Consider the following 14,060-nt stretch of genomic DNA (forward strand, 5'->3'; position numbering starts at 1 on the left):
ACGATTCACTATCGATGAATCGGGGGCGGCATGACAGGGTTCAACCGGCGTTCTTTCCTCCTGGCGATGGGGGTGGGCGCCGCAGGCGTGCCGCTCCTGGACCGCCAAGCGTTTGCGTCGACCGCGGGCACGACGCTCGACGTCACGGCCACGCCGATCGGCACCAGCGGTTACCGCAGGCTCGCCGCAGGGCCGGGCTGGCCGACGGTCGTGCGCGGCGACCTCGTCCAGGCCAAGGCGAACCGGGAGGCCAGGCGCCAGGCGCTCACCAGCTTCGTGCAGTTCAGCGACATGCACATCTGCGACGCGCAGAGCCCGCTCCGGTTCGAGTACCTGCATCCGATCATGGGCTCCAGCGCGCACCGGCCGCAGGAGGCGCTGACTACGCAGGGCTCGACGAGCCTCGTCCGCCGGGTCAACGCCGTCAGGAACGGTCCGCTGACCGGCAGGCCGTTCGACTTCCTCATGACGACCGGTGACAACACGGACAACCACGAGAACATCGAGCTGGACTGGTTCCTCACGATCCTCAACGGCGGCCGCATCACGCCGAACACCGGCGACTCGCGGTACGAGGGCGTGCAGAACGCCGGCATCAGCACGTTCTGGCAGCCGGACCTGAGCGGCGGCGACGACTACAAGGCCGCCGGGTTCCCGCAGCTCCGTGGTCTGCTCGACGCGGCGGTCCGCGAGTTCACCAGCCCCGGTCTGGACATCCCCTGGTACTCCACGATCGGCAACCACGACGACAGCGTGGTCGGCGCGCTGCCGGACGGACTGCTCGACAGCTGGTACACCGGCCGCAAGAAGATCGTCGGGTTCGGTGATCCCGTGCAGAACGCGAAGGTCGCGCAGGCGTTCAGGGACCCCAAAGCCATTCCGGAAGCGATGGCCATTCTCGCGAGTGGTGGCGTCGTCCGGACCGTGACGCCGGACAGTCGGCGCAGGCTGTTCAGCACCGGTGAGTACGTGCGCAAGCATCTGCCGACGGGCGGACACGGTTACACGGAAGCCAACGCGGACGGCGTCGACGTCTTCTACACATTCCGGATGGCGCCCGGTGTCACCGGCATCAGCATGGACACCACGAACCTCGCAGGGTTCTCCACGGGCTCCATCGGGCTGCATCAGCTCAACTGGATCGAGAAGACCCTCAAGCGCAACAGTTCGCTTTACTACGACTGGCTCGGCCTGCCGCAGCGGCAGGACGTCACCGATGAGTTGTTCGTGCTGTTCAGCCACCACACGAGCACGACGATGGGCAACGTGCTGCCGGACAAGCGCCGCCCGTTGGACCCGCGCATGAACGGCGACGCGTTGCTCAACCTGCTGCACCGCTTCCCGAACGTGCTGGCGTGGGTCAACGGCCACACGCACCGCAACGTGATCACCCCGCACCGGCACGACACGCCGTCACGGAGCTTCTGGGAGATCAACACCGCCGCGCACGCCGACTACCCTCAGCACGCCCGCGTGATCGAGGTTGCGGACAACGGTGATGGCACGTTGTCGCTGTTCACGACGTTGCTCGAGGCGGACGCGCCGTACCGGGTCGACTACGACGACCGGACCGACACGGGGCTCGCCAGCCTGTGCCGGGAGTTCACCTACAACGACATCCATTCGCGGACGAACCCGCTGGGCACGCCGCTCGACCGGAACACGGAACTGCTCGTCAGCGTGCGCTGACAGTGGGATGTCCCACACCCGGTGTGCGGTGATCAGGAATTTTGGCGGCTTAAGGTCGTTTACGTGGCAGTGGACATCTCGCTATCCCCACCGCAGCCCCGTCCGAGTGCTGCGGCCATGCGGCGTGCGCTGCGCAGGGCCGCTGACGGTGCCGTGCTCGACGCGACGGAAGCCGCCGTGTTGCTGCACGCGCGTGAGGACGACCTGGACGCGTTGCTGACAGCGGCGGGCAAGGTGCGGGACGCGCACCTGCTCGCCGAGGGGCGTGCCGGGATCGTCACGTACAGCCGGTCGGTGTTCATCCCGCTGACGAGGCTGTGCCGGGACCGGTGCCACTACTGCACGTTCGCGACCGTGCCGCACAAGCTGCCCGCCGCGTTCCTCGAACGCGACGAGGTGCTGGCGATCGCCCGCGCCGGCGCCGCGCAGGGGTGCAAGGAAGCCCTTTTCACGCTGGGCGACCGGCCGGAGGACCGCTGGCCCGCCGCGAAGGAGTGGCTGGACGCGCGCGGCTACGAGTCCACTTTGGACTACGTGCGAGCCAGTGCCATCGCGGTGCTGGAGGAGACCGGGCTGCTGCCGCACCTCAACCCCGGCGTGCTGAGCTGGGAGGAGCTGACGCGGCTGCGGCCCGTCGCGTCCAGCATGGGCATGATGCTCGAGACCACGGCCGAACGGCTGTGGAGCGAGAAGGGCGGCCCGCACTACGGCAGCCCCGACAAGGAACCGGCCGTCCGCCTGCGCGTCCTCACCGACGCCGGCCGCGTGAACGTCCCGTTCACCACCGGAATCCTCATCGGCATCGGCGAGACCATCGCCGAGCGCGCCGAGTCGTTGCTCGCGATGCGTCAAATCGCGAAGCAGTACGGGCACATCCAGGAAGTCATCATCCAGAACTTCCGCGCCAAGCCGGACACGGCGATGCGCGGCATGCCCGACGCCGACCTGACCGAGCTCGCCGCGACGATTGCCGTTGCGCGCCTTGTGATGCCGTCGACCGTGAGCGTGCAGGCCCCGCCGAACCTCGTCGGTGGCGAGTTCGATCTGATGCTGCGCGCGGGCGTCGACGACTGGGGCGGCGTCTCGCCGATCACGCCCGACCACGTGAACCCCGAGAAGCCGTGGCCGCAGGTCGACCAGCTCGCCGAGATCACCAAAGAGGCCGGCTTTTCCTTGCAGGAACGGCTGAACGTCTACCCGCGCTACGTCCGCGCGGCGGCGGGGCAGTGGATCGACACCCGGCTCACCGCGCACGTTTCCGCGCTGGCACTGGAGAACGGCCTCGCGAACCCGGACGCTCCCGTGACCGGCCGCGAGTGGCAGGAACCGGACGGCGGGCTCGACACGTTCGGACGCGCGGACCTTCACACCGCGATCGACACCGAAGGCCGTACGAGCGACCGCCGCGGCGACTTCGACGAGGTCTACGGCGACTGGGACGAGCTGAAGGTTCCCGTTGCCCCGCAACGGCTTCCCGACGACGTCCAACGTGGACTGAAGATCGCCGCGAACGACCCGGCGGCGCTGCTCGGCGACACCGAGGCCGCGATGGCGTTGCTGACCGCGGACGGCGACGCGCTGGAGGAGATGGCCCGCCTCGCCGACGACCTGCGGCGCGAGGTGGTCGGCGACGACGTCACGTACGTGGTCAACCGGAACATCAACTTCTCCAACGTCTGCTACGTCGGATGCCGCTTCTGCGCCTTCGCCCAGCGCGAGCGCGACGCGGACGCGTTCCGGTTGTCGGCCGAGGAGGTCGCCGACCGCGCGCAGGAGGCGTGGGACGACGGCGCCACCGAGGTCTGCATGCAGGGCGGCATCGACCCCAAACTGCCGGTGACCTACTACGCCGACGTGGTGCGCGCGATCAAGAAGCGTCTGCCCGAGATGCACGTCCACGCGTTCAGCCCGATGGAGATCGTCTCCGCCGCGGCCAAGGCGGGCGTGAGTATCCGTGACTGGCTCACGGAGCTGAAGGAAGCCGGTCTCGACACGATCCCCGGCACGGCGGCGGAGATCCTCGACGACGACGTGCGATGGGTGCTGACCAAGGGCAAGCTGCCGACCGCGACCTGGCTCGAAGTCGTCGGCACGGCCCATGAACTGGGCATTCGTTCATCGAGCACGATGATGTACGGCCACGTGGACCACCCCGGCCACTGGCTCACGCACTTCCGGGTGCTCGCGGACCTGCAGGACCGGACCGGCGGGCTCACCGAGTTCGTCGCGCTGCCGTTCGTGCACCGCAACGCCCCGATCTACCTGGCGGGAGTCGCCCGTCCCGGCCCGTCCCGCCGCGACAACCGGGCCGTGCACGCGTTCGCACGGCTGGCGCTGCACGGACGCGTCGACAACATCCAGTGCTCCTGGGTGAAGCTCGGCGACGAGGGCACCGCGGAGATCCTCAACGGCGGCGCGAACGACATCGGCGGCACGTTGATGGAGGAGACCATCAGCCGCATGGCAGGCTCCGAACACGGGTCGGCGCGCACTGTGAGTGAGCTTGAAACCCTGGCTTCACTAGCAGGGCGTAACGCCCGTCAGCGGACTACGACATATGGGCGAGTGCGAACCGATCATCCGTGACCGATAGTCTGATTTGGCGCATAGACGCTACCGGCCACCGGTAGCTTGGCGGCCAATCAGTCAGCAAGGTTCACCCGTTCCGGGGTGAGTCTGTGCCTTGGGGAGGCTCGGCAAGTGCACGGCATGAGTCTGGTTCTGAGCGCGGCGGTCGAGAGCAGCATGACCGGTACCGCTGCTGGTCCCGTGGGTCTGATCGCGGTCACCGCGGGCGTGGGTGGTCTGGTGTACGGCCTGGTGAAGCGGCGCAAGCCGGCTCCCGTCGTGGCTGCCAACCAGCGCATCGACCTGGTCCAGCAGGACACCGCGCACAACTGATCCACCCGGTCTGGGAAGATTCCGTTCGTGTCCACGGAGAACGCGCCTGCAGAGCCCGTAAAGCGTCCCCGCGTCCTGTCCGGCATCCAGCCGACGGCCGGGTCGTTCCACCTCGGCAACTACCTGGGTGCGGTGCGGCAGTGGGTGGCGCTGCAGGAAGCGCACGACGCGTTCTACTGCGTCGTCGACCTGCACGCGATCACCGTGGAGCAGAACCCGAAGGAACTGCGCCAGAACACGCGCGTCTCGGCCGCGCAGCTGCTCGCGCTGGGCATCGACCCGGATCGGGCGACCCTGTTCGTGCAGTCGCACGTTCCGGAGCACGCCCAGCTCGGCTGGATCATGCAGTGCCTCACCGGCTTCGGCGAGGCGGCGCGGATGACGCAGTTCAAGGACAAGTCCGCGCGCCAGGAGCAGTCCGTCGGCGTGGGCCTGTTCACGTACCCGATCCTGCAGGCCGCGGACATCCTGCTGTACCAGGCGCACTACGTGCCGGTCGGTGAGGACCAGCGCCAGCACCTGGAGCTGACGCGCGACCTCGCGACGCGCTTCAACTCGCGCCACGGCAAGACGTTCCGGCTGCCCGAGGCGTACATCGTCAAGGACACGGCCAAGATCTTCGACCTGCAGGACCCGACGGCGAAGATGAGCAAGTCGGTGCCCGGCGGTGTCGTCGAGCTGCTGGAAGACCCGAAGCGCTCGGCCAAGAAGATCCGTTCCGCGGTGACCGACACGGGCCGCGAGATCATCTTCGACGTCGAGAACAAGCCGGGCGTCTCGAACCTGCTGACGATCTACTCGGCCCTCACCGGCCGGACGGTCGAGTCGCTGGTCCTCGACTACGACGGCAAGGGCTACGGCGACCTGAAGAAGGACCTCGGCGAGGTCTTCACCGAATGGGTCACGCCGGTGCAGGAACGCGTCCGGATGTACCTCGACGACGTGGCGTCGCTGGACAAGATCCTGGCCCGCGGCGCCGAGCGCGCACGTGAGGTCGCCTCCACCACGTTGCGCCGTACGTACGACAAGATCGGCTTTGTGCTGCCTGAGTAGTGCACTTGCACTAGCGTTTCGCACGTGGACAAGTGGCGGCGGAAGTACGCGTGGCTCGACCACATCATGCTGGCCTACGAGCGCTTCACCGAGCGGTACGGCACGCACTACGCCGCCGCGGTGACGTACTTCAGCGTGCTGTCGCTCGTGCCGATCCTGATGATCGGTTTCGCGGTCGCCGGTTTTGTGCTGCAGTCGCAGCCGGACCTGCTGGCCGACCTGCGCGGGGCCATCGCCGAGGCGGTGCCGGACAAGCAGCTCAGCGAGCAGGTCAACGAGGCCGTGAACACCGCCCTGGAGTCCAAGGGCACGGTCGGCATCATCGGTCTGCTCGGCGCCGCGTACTCCGGCCTCGGCTGGATGGGCAACCTCCGCGACGCCCTGACCGCGCAGTGGGGTCACGCCAAGGAGAACCTGCCGTTCTTCGGCACGCTGTGGCGCGACCTGCTGGCGTTGATCGGCCTGGGCCTGGCGATCCTGCTGTCGTTCGGCATCACGGCGCTCGGCACCGGCTTCGCGGAGCAGGTCCTGGAGTGGCTGGGACTGGAGAACGCCGGCTGGGCGCACGTCCTGCTGCGCATCGGCACGATCGTCCTGTCGCTGGTCGCGAACTGGTTGGTGTTCCTGTGGGTGCTCGCGCGCCTGCCGCGCAAACCCGTGAGCTGGCGTTCGGCGCTGCGCGGGGCACTCGCGGGCGCGATCGGCTTCGAGGTGCTGAAACAGGCCGCCACGATCTTCCTGTCGTTCACGACGAAGTCGCCGACCTCGGCCGCGTTCGGGTCGGTGATCGGTGTGCTGGTGTTCGCGAACCTCGTGGCGCAGTTCATCCTGTTCATCACGGCCTGGACGGCCACGGCCAAGGAGAACCGCGAGCCGGAGGTCGTCCAGGCACCGCCGCCCGCGGTGATCTCGCCCGTGGTGGAGATGCGGTCCGGACCCTCGCCGTCGTTGATGCTCGGTGCTGGAGCGGTGGTCGGCGCGGTGCTCGGCCTTCGTTGGCGCCGCAAGTAGCGTGCAGAACGCGAACGGCCCCAGCGCGCGTGCGCTGGGGCCGTCGTCTTTGGTGCCTCAGACGCCCTGTGCCGCCTGCCGGCGTGCCCGCGCGGCCTTGGCGCGCTTGCTGCGGATGAAGAGCAGGAGCCCGGCCAGCAGGCCGATGCCCGCCACGGCCGTGATCGGCAGGCCGACGGTGCCGAACGCGGTGGGCGTGGGGCGGCCCGTGCGCGAGTCGACGGCGGCTGCGTCGTCCTGGGTGCCGGTGCTCTGCGTGGGAACGACGTTCTGCTTCGGCTGCGGGGCACCGTCGACGAGCTTGCCCACGCCGCCGGGGCCCATGGCGAAGCCGTAGTCGAGCAGCTTCGCGGCCTGGGCGTCGATGCGCGTGGGCGTCTGCTGGCCGCGCAGCAACGCCACGACGAGACGGCGGCCGTTGCGTTCCGCCGCGCCCACGTAGGTGTGCTGCGAGTCGTCGGTGAAGCCGGTCTTGCCGCCGAGCGCGCCCTGGTAGTTCTGGAGCAGGCGGTTGTCGTTCTGCAGCATGATCGTGCCGCCGTTGCGGCCGGGGAACTGCGACTGCTGCAGCTTGATGGCCTGCGCGAACTCGTCGTACTTCATCGCGCCGCGGAAGATCAGGGCGACGTCGTAGGCCGAGGTGCTGGTGCCGGGACCGTCGAGGCCAGACGGGGTCACGGCGCGGGTGTCGAGGGCGCCGAGCTCCTTGGCCATGGCGTTCATCTTGCGCAGGGCGTTCGGCACGCCGCCGAGCTGACGGGCCAGTGTGTGCGCCACGTCGTTGCCCGAGGTGAGCAACAGGCCGTGCAGCAGCTGGCGGACCGTGTACTGGCCGCCGTCCTTCAGTCCGACGCAGGTGCATTCCTGCTGGGTGTCCTCGGCGCTGGCGGTGACGACGTGGTCGCCACGCAGTTCCTTGGCGACGACCATCGCGAGCAGCACCTTGATGATGCTGGCGGGGCGCTGACGGCCGTGCGGGTCGTACGCGGCGATGACGGCGCCGCTGTCCATGTCCGCGAGCAGCCACGAGGCCGCGGTGATGCCACTGGGCGGTTGCGCCGAGTTCGGCGGCAGGATCAGGCCGCACTCGCCGAGCCGGTCACCGCCGATGGGCTTCTCCGGCACCTCGAGCGCGGTCGGGGCCTTCTGGCCCGGCGCCGGCTGCTCGGACGTGTCCACCGGTGGCGGCGGGGTCTCGCGGTTCGCGCACTGTGCCGAGCCGGCGGCCTGTTGTGCGGTGCCGGTCGGTGCGGCGAACGCGGCTGTGGCCGTTGCGAGGACCAGGGCGACGATGAGCCGTTTTGGGAAGGGCACACGTTCAGGCTATCCACCCCCGTTTAGCCGCTTGCACGCACCACGTCTGATACTGGTGAACGTGAAGCTCTCGCGCCCGATGTCACTCTTCCTGGTGGCTTTCGGAGTGTGGTCGTGGGTGATCTGGCCCACGTTCCTGAAGAACATCTGGAAGGACCCACGTTCGTTTAGCGACGGACCTACCGCCTTCTTCACGGTGCACCTGGTGCTCGTGATCGCCTCGCTCGTGTTCGGCACCGTCATCGGCGTGCTGGGCGTGCGGGGTTTCCTGGCCACTCGACGTCGATAGGAAAAGCTGTGGAGTTCGTACGCCTGCTGCTGGTGTTCCTGCACCTGCTCGGCATGGGCATGCTGGTCGCGATGATCATGTTGCAGGCCAGGGCCGGCAAGGACGCGCCGGTCAACAAGGGCTGGCTGCACGGTGCGGCCTTGCAGTTGCTCACCGGTGTCGCGCTGGTCGGCATCGACCCGCTGGTCGACTCGGTGAAGTACGACCACATCAAGATCGGCGTGAAGCTGCTGGTCGTCGTCGCCATCGCCGTCGTCGTGGCGATCAACGTCAACAAGCCCAAGGCCCCGTCCTGGCTGCTGCCGACGGCCGCTTCACTGGTCGTCCTGAACGTGGGTGTCGCGGTCTTCTGGACCTGATCGGGGGATGTCGCCCGCACTGCCGGGTGACGTAGGGGCGCTTTTCGCACCAGGTGTTGTACCTGCGCGCAACCATCCGTGGCATGTCACGTATCGCCTATATCGGTGTGCTCACCGCCGGGGCAGTGTTGACGCTCGTCTCGCTGCACGGTGCCGCCCCGGAGGCCTCGGCCTCCGGGGATGGCCAGGTGTGCGCCGCTGCGTGGTGCCCGAAGGAACGGCCGGGATGGCGCGTGCCGTCGCCGCGAGGTGAAGAGCCTCCGACGTCGACCACGACCACCCCGCCGACGACGACCACCACGCCGTGCACGACCACGACCACCACCCCCTACACGACCACCACGACGACGCCACCGGTGACCACCACCACGACGTCGTCCTCTACGACAACGACCCCGCCGACGTCGACCTCGACCACGACGTCGACCACCACCTCGACGACGTCGTCCACGACGACGCCGCCGGTGACGACGACCACCACGTCGAAGATCACCACTCCGCCGACGACGCCACCGGTGACCACCACCTCGGTCACGCCCGTGGTCCACCAGGAAAACCGCCTGGCCAACACCGGCGCCTCGACCACGTGGATGCTGCTGCTCGGCGTCCTGCTCCTGGTCGGCGGCACGGCTCTGATGCTGCTCGACCGCGCCAGGCGACTGCCCCGGCGCTGACCGCCGAAAACTGTCGGTGCTCCTCGTCACACTGATGACGTGCGAATCGAACACCTGCGCGAACGCAGCGATCTCGGCGTCATCAGTGCCGGCACCCTGAAGTCACTGGGTGTCGGCAACCCGTGGCGGAGGTGCGCCTCGGGCGGGCCGTGGCAGCGCATGTACCCAGGTGTGGTGCTGCTGCACAACGGCCCGCCCACCCCGGACCAACAGCTGACCGCGGCCCTCCTGCGCGCAGGCCCAGGAGCCGTGGTCACCGGGGCGGAGGCCTGTCGTCGCCACGGCCTGCCCGCCGGTGCCCAGGAAATCCACCTGCTGGTGCCAGGCACGGCACGAGGCAGCGGCACGCTGGTCCTGGAACGAGCCTCACCCGTACCCGCCTCGTCCGACGTGGGCGGCTTTCCGGTGGTGTCCGCGGCCAGAGCCGTGGTGGACGCCTGCCGCTTCATGCGCTCCGCGGACGAGGCCACCGCACTCATCGCCGCCGCCATCCAACGAGGCCGCTGCACGCCCGCAGACCGCCAGGCGGAGGCCCGCACGAACCGCTTCGGCACGAAGCTCGTCCGAGCCGTTCTGAAGGAGTTGGGTCGCGCGGAATCGGTGGCGGAACGGGACGCCAGACGTCTGTCCCGCAGGATCCGTCTGACCACACCGCACTGGAACGCCACGATCGCCGGTCCCGACGGCGTCATCATCGGCAGACCCGATGCCTGGTACGACGCCGTGGGCCTGGCCTGGGAGATCGACTCCCGCGCGTTCCACTACGGCCCGCGCGACTACGAACGCACCCTCGCCCGCAACAGCCGTTACGCGGCAGCGGGAATCCTTGTGGTGCAGACGCTGCCGACGCGCCTGCGCGACAACCCGGACGCGGTGGCGCGCGAGCTCAAGGCGGCGCATCGGGCGGCCGCCGCCAGACCGCGTCCGCCGGTGCACATCGTGGAGGTGACCTGAGCAACCACGCGCTGTTCCGTCATGACCCACGCGCCCACCCCGGCAAGGTGACCGCACGCCCGGAACGCGACCCACCACGCTGGAACGCGACCAACCAACGAAACCCGACCCGCTCACGCCCAAGGGATCATCCCCGCCAACGACGAGGCGCCGCGCCCCCAGCGGGAACGCGGCGCCTCGAAAAGCAGCAAAACTCAGACGCGCTTGAACAGCAGCGCGCGCTTCACTTCCTGGATCGCCTTCGTCACCTGGATGCCACGCGGGCACGCGTCGGTGCAGTTGAAGGTGGTCCGGCACCGCCACACGCCGTCGATGTCGTTGAGGATGTCGAGCCGCTCCTCAGCGCCCTCGTCACGCGAGTCGAAGATGAACCGGTGCGCGTTCACAATCGCCGCCGGGCCGAAGTACGAGCCCTCGGTCCAGTAGACCGGGCAGGAGGTGGTGCAGCAGGCGCACAGGATGCACTTCGTCGTGTCGTCGAACCGTTCGCGGTCGGCGGCGGACTGGATGCGCTCGCGCGTCGGCTCGTTGCCGTAGGTCACGAGGTACGGCTTGACCGCGCGGAACGCCTCGAAGAAGGGTTCCATGTCGACGAGCAGGTCCTTGTGCACCGGCAGGCCCTTGATGGGCTCGATGGTGATCGTGGTGTGCTTGTCGCCCTTTTCGAGCAGGTCCTTCAGCAGCACCTTGCACGCCAGGCGGTTCACGCCGTTGATGCGCATGGCGTCCGAGCCGCAGATGCCGTGTGCACAGGAACGCCGGAAGGTCAGCGTGCCGTCGACGTACCACTTGATGTGGTGCAGCAGGTTCAGCACGCGGTCCGACGGGAGCGCCGGGATGTCGAACGAGTCCCAGCGCGGCTCGTCATCGATCTCCGGGTTGAACCGGCGGATCTTGACGGTGACCGTGACAGCGCCGTCCGGAACGGGCGGCTGGGAGCCGCGCGAGCCTGCAGTGGTTTCAGCGGTGGCGGTCATCAGTACTTGCGCTCCATCGGCTTGTACCGGGTAAAGGTCACGGGCTTGAAGTCCATGCGGATGTCCGCCGCCAGACCGTCGCCCTGCTTGTAGAACATGCTGTGGCGCATGAAGTTCGTGTCGTCGCGGTTCGGGTAGTCCTCGCGGGCGTGACCGCCGCGGGACTCCTTGCGCGCGAGCGCACCGTGCACGAGCACCTCGGCCAGTTCCAGCAGGAAGCCGAGCTCGACGGCCTCCAGCAGGTCCGTGTTGAAGCGCTTGCCCTTGTCCTGGACGGAGATGTGGGCGTAACGCTCCTTGAGGGCCTGCACGTCGTGCATCGCCGTCTTCAGCGTGTCCTCGGTGCGGTACACGGACGCGTTGGCGTCCATGGTGGCCTGCAGCTCGGTGCGGATGTCCGCCACGCGCTCCTGGCCGTGCTCCGACAGCGCCAGGGCGACCTGGGCCTCGACGGACGCGGCCGGGTTCTCCGGCAGCTCGACGTGCTCGTCACGCGACAGCGCGTACTCCGCGGCGGCGATGCCCGCGCGGCGGCCGAAGACGTTGATGTCCAGCAGCGAGTTCGTGCCGAGGCGGTTCGCGCCGTGCACGGAGACGCAGGCGCACTCACCCGCGGCGTACAGGCCGGGAACGACGTTGTCGTTGTCCCGCAGCACTTCGCCGTGGACGTTCGTCGGGATGCCACCCATCGCGTAGTGCGCGGTCGGGTACACCGGGACGGGCTCGACGACCGGGTCGACGGCCAGGTAGGTGCGCGCGAACTCGGTGATGTCCGGCAGCTTCGTCTCCAGCACCTCGGCGCCGAGGTGCGTGCAGTCGAGCAGCACGTAGTCCTTGTTCGGGCCGGCGCCACGGCCTTCGAGCACCTCGAGGGCCATCGAACGGGCCACGATGTCGCGCGGCGCCAGGTCCTTGATGGTCGGGGCGTAGCGCTCCATGAACCGTTCACCCGAGCCGTTGCGCAGGATCGCGCCTTCGCCGCGGGCACCCTCGGTCAGCAGGATGCCGAGACCGGCGAGGCCGGTCGGGTGGAACTGGTAGAACTCCATGTCCTCCAGGGGCAGGCCCTTGCGGAAGACGATGCCCATGCCGTCGCCGGTCAGCGTGTGGGCGTTCGACGTGGTCTTGAAGACCTTGCCGAAGCCACCCGTCGCGAACACGACGGACTTGGCCTGGAAGACGTGGATCTCGCCGGTCGCGAGCTCGTAGGCGACGGCACCGGTGCAGACCGGGCCGTTCTCCGTCTCGGTCAGGCAGATGTCGAGCACGTAGAACTCGTTGAAGAACTCGATGCCGTGCTTGACGCAGTTCTGGTAGAGCGTCTGCAGGATCATGTGGCCGGTGCGGTCCGCGGCGTAGCAGGCGCGGCGCACGGCGGCTTCACCGTGGTTGCGCGTGTGGCCGCCGAACCGGCGCTGGTCGATCTTGCCCTCGGGCGTCCGGTTGAACGGCAGGCCCATCTTCTCGAGGTCGAGAACGGCGTCGATCGCCTCCTTCGCCATGATCTCGGCGGCGTCCTGGTCGACCAGGTAGTCGCCGCCCTTGATCGTGTCGAAGGTGTGCCACTCCCAGTTGTCCTCCTCGACGTTGGCGAGGGCGGCGCACATGCCGCCCTGGGCCGCGCCGGTGTGCGAACGCGTGGGGTAGAGCTTGGTGAGCACCGCGGTGCGGGCGCGCTGGCCGGACTCGATCGCCGCGCGCATTCCGGCACCACCAGCGCCGATGATGACTACGTCGTACTTGTGGAACTGCATTGTGGTGGGCTCCCCGCGCGGGTCAGTTCGAGATGTTCGGGTCGAAGGTGAAGATCACGAACGTGCCGAGCGCGATGATCAGCACCATCGAGACGTAGAGCAGCATCTTCAACCAGAACCGGGTGGCGTCCTTGCGGGCGTAGTCGTTGATGATCGTCCGGACGCCGTTGCCGCCGTGGATCTGTGCGAGCCAGAGCATCGAGAGATCCCAGAACTGCCAGAACGGCGATGCCCACCGGCCGGCCACGAAGCCGAAGTTGATGCGGTGAATGCCGCCGTCGAGGATGTTCATGATGAACAGGTGGCCCAGCACCAGGATCACGAGCAGTAGCCCGGACAGGCGCATGAACAGCCAGCTGTAGAGCTCGCCGTTGCCGCGGCGGGCCGCGGGGCGGCGCTGCGAACGGGGCTTGTCGAGTGCGAGCGACATGGTCAGTGGCCCCCAACCAGCTCGGAGATCGTGCGCGCCAGCATGAAGTAGGTGCCGGGGATCATCACGACGACCCAGACGGCCAGCACGCTCCAGAGCATGACCCGCTGGTACTTGGCGCCCTTCTCCCAGAAGTCGACCAGCATGACCCGGATCCCGTTGAGCGCGTGGTAGAGAACCGCGCCGACGAGGCCGACCTCGAAGAGGTTGACGATCGGGTTCTTGTAGGTCTCGATCACCGCGTCGTACGCGTTGGGCGACACCCGCACGAGGGCGGTGTCGAGCACGTGGGTGAAGAGGAAGAAGAACGTGAGGACACCGGTGATCCGGTGGGCGACCCAGGACCACATGCCCAGATCACCGCGGTAGAGCGTCCCACCCCCTCGGGTGGTGCCCGACCGCTCGGGTGCGCCTGCGCTGGTCATGCGCCGCGACCTCCAACGTCAGTGGTGGTGGGTCGGCAACAGTTCTTCCCGACCATGACCGGAAAATCCTAGTCCCGCACGTTGGAACCAACCCAGCAGGCGCACCCGCTCTGTGATCGATGAGACACGCTGTCGATCGGCCAAGCGGTCTTGATCGATTCCGAAATGCGGTCCACGCCACAAAACGGTCACGAACGCAGGACGGCGGCCCGGACCTCCGCCTTGGTCCG

16 protein-coding genes are annotated in these 14,060 nt (G+C 68.1%); 9 read left to right on the forward strand and 7 right to left on the reverse strand.

The window, feature by feature from the left end:
* The first annotated feature begins 30 nt into the window (after window positions 1-30).
* The 5 genes from IG04_RS0121425 to yhjD all read left to right on the forward strand — a co-directional run bounded on the left by IG04_RS0121425 (window position 31) and on the right by yhjD (window position 6,654).
* The gene (locus tag IG04_RS0121425; protein WP_030478456.1) at window positions 31-1,689 is read left to right on the forward strand and encodes a TIGR03767 family metallophosphoesterase; all 1,659 of its coding nucleotides are present in this window, start codon (window positions 31-33) and stop codon (window positions 1,687-1,689) included.
* 63 nt (window positions 1,690-1,752) lie between these two features.
* Window positions 1,753-4,275 carry a bifunctional FO biosynthesis protein CofGH gene (locus tag IG04_RS0121430; RefSeq protein WP_030478457.1) on the forward strand — a complete coding sequence of 841 codons (2,523 nt, stop codon included), beginning with the start codon at window positions 1,753-1,755 and terminating at the stop codon, window positions 4,273-4,275.
* A gap of 123 nt (window positions 4,276-4,398) precedes the next feature.
* The gene (locus tag IG04_RS0121435) at window positions 4,399-4,590 is read left to right on the forward strand and encodes a hypothetical protein (protein ID WP_143027658.1); all 192 of its coding nucleotides are present in this window, start codon (window positions 4,399-4,401) and stop codon (window positions 4,588-4,590) included.
* A 27-nt stretch (window positions 4,591-4,617) separates the two neighbouring features.
* Window positions 4,618-5,643, forward strand: coding sequence for a tryptophan--tRNA ligase (trpS, locus tag IG04_RS0121440; RefSeq protein ID WP_030478459.1), 1,026 nt, complete (start codon window positions 4,618-4,620; stop codon window positions 5,641-5,643).
* 24 nt (window positions 5,644-5,667) lie between these two features.
* Window positions 5,668-6,654 carry an inner membrane protein YhjD gene (gene yhjD / locus IG04_RS0121445; protein ID WP_030478460.1) on the forward strand — a complete coding sequence of 329 codons (987 nt, stop codon included), beginning with the start codon at window positions 5,668-5,670 and terminating at the stop codon, window positions 6,652-6,654.
* Window positions 6,655-6,711: 57 nt separating this feature from the next.
* Here the strand turns inward: yhjD and IG04_RS0121450 are convergent, their stop codons facing one another.
* Complete coding sequence (locus IG04_RS0121450) at window positions 6,712-7,968, reverse strand: D-alanyl-D-alanine carboxypeptidase family protein (protein WP_030478461.1); 1,257 nt, start codon at window positions 7,966-7,968, stop codon at window positions 6,712-6,714.
* Between the two features lie 61 nt (window positions 7,969-8,029).
* Here IG04_RS0121450 and IG04_RS0121455 point away from each other — a divergent pair, with 61 nt between their 5' ends.
* Both IG04_RS0121455 and IG04_RS0121460 read left to right on the forward strand, forming a co-directional pair.
* Window positions 8,030-8,257 carry an SCO4848 family membrane protein gene (locus IG04_RS0121455; protein WP_030478462.1) on the forward strand — a complete coding sequence of 76 codons (228 nt, stop codon included), beginning with the start codon at window positions 8,030-8,032 and terminating at the stop codon, window positions 8,255-8,257.
* An 8-nt stretch (window positions 8,258-8,265) separates the two neighbouring features.
* Window positions 8,266-8,616, forward strand: coding sequence for a hypothetical protein (locus IG04_RS0121460; protein WP_030478463.1), 351 nt, complete (start codon window positions 8,266-8,268; stop codon window positions 8,614-8,616).
* A 97-nt stretch (window positions 8,617-8,713) separates the two neighbouring features.
* Here the strand turns inward: IG04_RS0121460 and IG04_RS46610 are convergent, their stop codons facing one another.
* Together IG04_RS46610 and IG04_RS0121470 are read right to left on the reverse strand one after the other, a co-directional pair.
* On the reverse strand, window positions 8,714-8,932 hold the full coding sequence (locus IG04_RS46610; protein ID WP_157512959.1) for a hypothetical protein: 219 nt from the start codon (window positions 8,930-8,932) through the stop codon (window positions 8,714-8,716).
* Between the two features lie 12 nt (window positions 8,933-8,944).
* The gene (locus IG04_RS0121470; RefSeq protein ID WP_030478465.1) at window positions 8,945-9,151 is read right to left on the reverse strand and encodes a hypothetical protein; all 207 of its coding nucleotides are present in this window, start codon (window positions 9,149-9,151) and stop codon (window positions 8,945-8,947) included.
* A 4-nt stretch (window positions 9,152-9,155) separates the two neighbouring features.
* Between IG04_RS0121470 and IG04_RS46615 the strand changes: the two genes are divergently transcribed.
* Both IG04_RS46615 and IG04_RS0121480 read left to right on the forward strand, forming a co-directional pair.
* On the forward strand, window positions 9,156-9,290 hold the full coding sequence (locus IG04_RS46615) for an LPXTG cell wall anchor domain-containing protein (RefSeq protein WP_084590025.1): 135 nt from the start codon (window positions 9,156-9,158) through the stop codon (window positions 9,288-9,290).
* Between the two features lie 39 nt (window positions 9,291-9,329).
* A complete protein-coding gene (locus IG04_RS0121480) occupies window positions 9,330-10,244 on the forward strand; it encodes a hypothetical protein (RefSeq protein WP_245815903.1) in 915 nt (304 codons plus the stop codon).
* Between the two features lie 194 nt (window positions 10,245-10,438).
* On the opposite strand, the gene IG04_RS0121485 is transcribed toward IG04_RS0121480, so the two are convergent.
* From IG04_RS0121485 to sdhC, 4 genes are read right to left on the reverse strand one after another with little or no spacing between them, the layout of a single operon-like run.
* A complete protein-coding gene (locus IG04_RS0121485) occupies window positions 10,439-11,221 on the reverse strand; it encodes a succinate dehydrogenase iron-sulfur subunit (RefSeq protein ID WP_030478467.1) in 783 nt (260 codons plus the stop codon).
* Window positions 11,221-12,975 (reverse strand): succinate dehydrogenase flavoprotein subunit, encoded by a 1,755-nt coding sequence (gene sdhA, locus IG04_RS0121490; protein ID WP_030478468.1) that lies wholly within the window; start codon window positions 12,973-12,975, stop codon window positions 11,221-11,223. The genes IG04_RS0121485 and sdhA overlap by 1 nt, the downstream gene beginning before the upstream one ends.
* A gap of 22 nt (window positions 12,976-12,997) precedes the next feature.
* Window positions 12,998-13,405, reverse strand: a complete 408-nt coding sequence (locus IG04_RS0121495) for a succinate dehydrogenase hydrophobic membrane anchor subunit (RefSeq protein ID WP_030478469.1) — start codon at window positions 13,403-13,405, stop codon at window positions 12,998-13,000.
* Between the two features lie 2 nt (window positions 13,406-13,407).
* On the reverse strand, window positions 13,408-13,830 hold the full coding sequence (gene sdhC, locus IG04_RS0121500; protein WP_030478470.1) for a succinate dehydrogenase, cytochrome b556 subunit: 423 nt from the start codon (window positions 13,828-13,830) through the stop codon (window positions 13,408-13,410).
* Window positions 13,831-14,060: the final 230 nt, after the last annotated feature.

The organism is Lentzea albidocapillata, from assembly GCF_000719115.1.
GTDB classification, from domain to species: Bacteria; Actinomycetota; Actinomycetes; order Mycobacteriales; family Pseudonocardiaceae; genus Lentzea; species Lentzea albidocapillata.